Source organism: Cupriavidus oxalaticus (assembly GCF_038900635.1).
Classification (GTDB): domain Bacteria; phylum Pseudomonadota; class Gammaproteobacteria; order Burkholderiales; family Burkholderiaceae; genus Cupriavidus; species Cupriavidus oxalaticus_B.
Genome location: NZ_JAYMRX010000058.1, coordinates 1 through 3,009, shown reverse-complemented (window position 1 = coordinate 3,009; position 3,009 = coordinate 1). Strand labels below are relative to the sequence as shown.

2 protein-coding genes are annotated in these 3,009 nt (G+C 63.7%); both read left to right on the top strand.

Annotated elements, in window-relative coordinates; genetic code table 11:
- Positions 1 to 267: 267 nt before the first annotated feature.
- Positions 268 to 1,494: an IS110 family transposase gene (locus VSR71_RS34885; protein ID WP_342917895.1), complete on the top strand. Its 1,227-nt coding sequence runs from the start codon at positions 268 to 270 to the stop codon at positions 1,492 to 1,494.
- A 273-nt stretch (positions 1,495 to 1,767) separates the two neighbouring features.
- Entirely contained in the window at positions 1,768 to 2,994 is a 1,227-nt protein-coding gene (locus tag VSR71_RS34880; protein WP_342917895.1) for an IS110 family transposase, read from the top strand.
- Positions 2,995 to 3,009 lie beyond the last annotated feature (15 nt).

The window sequence follows — 3,009 nt, the reverse complement described above, 5'->3', positions numbered from 1 at the left end:
TCAATAGTTGTGCATCGGGCGCGCCCGACCCCGAAGGATGAAGCGCGCTTGCGGTTGGTGACTTGCGATTGGATCGGCATAAGATGCCATCTGGTATCGGCAACGAGGTCGGCTCATCCTTGGTGCCCTGAGCCCGTTCAATAGTTGGACCCGCAGCCCTGCGAGCACCCCGAATTGCGACCATGGGTGGTGACACCCCGGAACGCGCCTAGTAGATTTCGACGACGAGGGCTGCTGCCGATGCCGTTGACTCTGGCAGGAGGCTCCATGCAAGTACTCTATCCCCGCTGTGCCGGGCTCGACGTACACAAGGACACCATTGTGGCCTGTGTGCGCTGCGTCTCGGCGCCTATGCATCAGGAAGTGCGCAGCTTTGACAGCACCACCGCCGGCTTGCTGTCGCTGGCCGACTGGCTGGCGCTGCACGGCTGCACCCACGTAGCCATGGAAGCCACTGGAGTGTACTGGAAGCCGGTGTGGCACATCCTCGAGGGCAACTTCGAATTGGTGCTGGCCAACGCCCAGCACATCCGCAACGTGCCTGGGCGCAAGACCGACGTCAACGACGCGATGTGGATTGCCGATCTGCTCGCCCATGGCTTGATCCGGTCGAGCTTTGTGCCGCCAGCGGCCATCCAGGAGTTGCGCGATCTCACGCGCACCCGCAAGCAACTCGTGCGCGAGATCTCCCAGCACAGCCTGCGTATCCAGAAAGTGCTCGAAGACGCCAACCTCAAGCTCGGCAGTGTGCTCTCGGACGTGCTGGGACACAGCGGCCGGGCCATGCTCAAGGCCATTGTCAGCGGCGAGGCCGATCCCGAGCGGCTTGCGGCCCTTGCCCAAGGCAACGCCCGAAAAAAGCACGCGGAATTGCGCGAGGCGCTGCGCGGCCACATTACCGAACACCATCGCACGATGCTCAAGCTGCACCTCGATATCATTGGTGCCCTGGAGCACACGCTCGCCGAGCTCGATGCCGTCGTGGGAAAAGCGCTGGCGCCGATCCGACAGCGCGCCCGCCTGCTGACCACGATCCCCGGGGTTAGCAACTTGACCGCGCAGGTCCTGTTGGCGGAGATCGGCGTCGACATGACGCGCTTTGCCGATGCCGGCCACCTTATCTCCTGGGCGGGCCTGTGCCCGCGCAGCGACGAGAGCGCTGGCAAGCGGCGCAGTACCCGGGTGCGCAAGAGTGGCACCTGGCTCAAGACCGCTCTGGTGACCGCGGCCTGGGCTGCCGTACGCGTCAAAACCAGCTACCTTCAGGCTCAGTTCCTGCGCATCAAAGCCCGGCGCGGCGCCAAGAAAGCCATTCTCGCGGTGGCCGCTTCCATGCTCACCGCCGCTTACCACATGCTCCGGGATGGCGTTGAGTACGCCGATCTTGGCCCCGACTACTTCGACCGCCATTATGCCGAGAAGACCATCCGCCGCCTGCTCAAACGCCTCGCTGACCTCGGGTGTCAAGTCAGCCCCATAGCTCAGGCTGTTTAGCGCTTCTTAGTAGTTGTGCATCGGGCGCGCCCGACCCCGAAGGATGAAGCGCGCTTGCGGTTGGTGACTTGCGATTGGATCGGCATAAGATGCCATCTGGTATCGGCAACGAGGTCGGCTCATCCTTGGTGCCCTGAGCCCGTTCAATAGTTGGACCCGCAGCCCTGCGAGCACCCCGAATTGCGACCATGGGTGGTGACACCCCGGAACGCGCCTAGTAGATTTCGACGACGAGGGCTGCTGCCGATGCCGTTGACTCTGGCAGGAGGCTCCATGCAAGTACTCTATCCCCGCTGTGCCGGGCTCGACGTACACAAGGACACCATTGTGGCCTGTGTGCGCTGCGTCTCGGCGCCTATGCATCAGGAAGTGCGCAGCTTTGACAGCACCACCGCCGGCTTGCTGTCGCTGGCCGACTGGCTGGCGCTGCACGGCTGCACCCACGTAGCCATGGAAGCCACTGGAGTGTACTGGAAGCCGGTGTGGCACATCCTCGAGGGCAACTTCGAATTGGTGCTGGCCAACGCCCAGCACATCCGCAACGTGCCTGGGCGCAAGACCGACGTCAACGACGCGATGTGGATTGCCGATCTGCTCGCCCATGGCTTGATCCGGTCGAGCTTTGTGCCGCCAGCGGCCATCCAGGAGTTGCGCGATCTCACGCGCACCCGCAAGCAACTCGTGCGCGAGATCTCCCAGCACAGCCTGCGTATCCAGAAAGTGCTCGAAGACGCCAACCTCAAGCTCGGCAGTGTGCTCTCGGACGTGCTGGGACACAGCGGCCGGGCCATGCTCAAGGCCATTGTCAGCGGCGAGGCCGATCCCGAGCGGCTTGCGGCCCTTGCCCAAGGCAACGCCCGAAAAAAGCACGCGGAATTGCGCGAGGCGCTGCGCGGCCACATTACCGAACACCATCGCACGATGCTCAAGCTGCACCTCGATATCATTGGTGCCCTGGAGCACACGCTCGCCGAGCTCGATGCCGTCGTGGGAAAAGCGCTGGCGCCGATCCGACAGCGCGCCCGCCTGCTGACCACGATCCCCGGGGTTAGCAACTTGACCGCGCAGGTCCTGTTGGCGGAGATCGGCGTCGACATGACGCGCTTTGCCGATGCCGGCCACCTTATCTCCTGGGCGGGCCTGTGCCCGCGCAGCGACGAGAGCGCTGGCAAGCGGCGCAGTACCCGGGTGCGCAAGAGTGGCACCTGGCTCAAGACCGCTCTGGTGACCGCGGCCTGGGCTGCCGTACGCGTCAAAACCAGCTACCTTCAGGCTCAGTTCCTGCGCATCAAAGCCCGGCGCGGCGCCAAGAAAGCCATTCTCGCGGTGGCCGCTTCCATGCTCACCGCCGCTTACCACATGCTCCGGGATGGCGTTGAGTACGCCGATCTTGGCCCCGACTACTTCGACCGCCATTATGCCGAGAAGACCATCCGCCGCCTGCTCAAACGCCTCGCTGACCTCGGGTGTCAAGTCAGCCCCATAGCTCAGGCTGTTTAGCGCTTCTTAGTAGAT

Excerpts from the sequence above, each read along its gene's own strand:
- VSR71_RS34885 (WP_342917895.1), top strand. The coding sequence starts at position 268 with ATGCAAGTACTCTATCCCCGCTGTGCCGGGCTCGACGTACACAAGGAC.
- VSR71_RS34880 (WP_342917895.1), top strand. The coding sequence starts at position 1,768 with ATGCAAGTACTCTATCCCCGCTGTGCCGGGCTCGACGTACACAAGGAC.